Here is a 242-nt window from a genome sequence, read left to right as displayed (position 1 = left end):
ACCATCACCACGTGTCGCCCCTTGAATGAAGCGTCCTTTTTCATAATGAAGCGAAACGGCAAGCCCGTCAATTTTTAATTCACATATATATCTTACATTCGCACCATCAATTCCTTGACGTACTCTTCTGTCGAAATCACGCAAATCCCCTTCGTTAAATGCATTCCCTAAACTTAACATTGGTGACTTATGTGTTACTTTTTCAAATATATCAAGAATAGTTCCCCCAACGCGAACGGAGG

The 242-nt window shown here is 40.9% G+C and carries 1 pseudogene; it reads right to left on the bottom strand.

The window, feature by feature from the left end:
* Positions 1–242, bottom strand: a pseudogene (gene ligA / locus SB717_RS38985) (NAD-dependent DNA ligase LigA); the annotation flags it as partial.

The sequence above is a fragment of the Priestia sp. SIMBA_032 genome (assembly GCF_046535215.1).
Taxonomy (GTDB): domain Bacteria; phylum Bacillota; class Bacilli; order Bacillales; family Bacillaceae_H; genus Priestia; species Priestia aryabhattai.
Note: the sequence above shows the minus strand (reverse complement) of the source record. Positions and strands in the feature narration are given on the sequence as shown.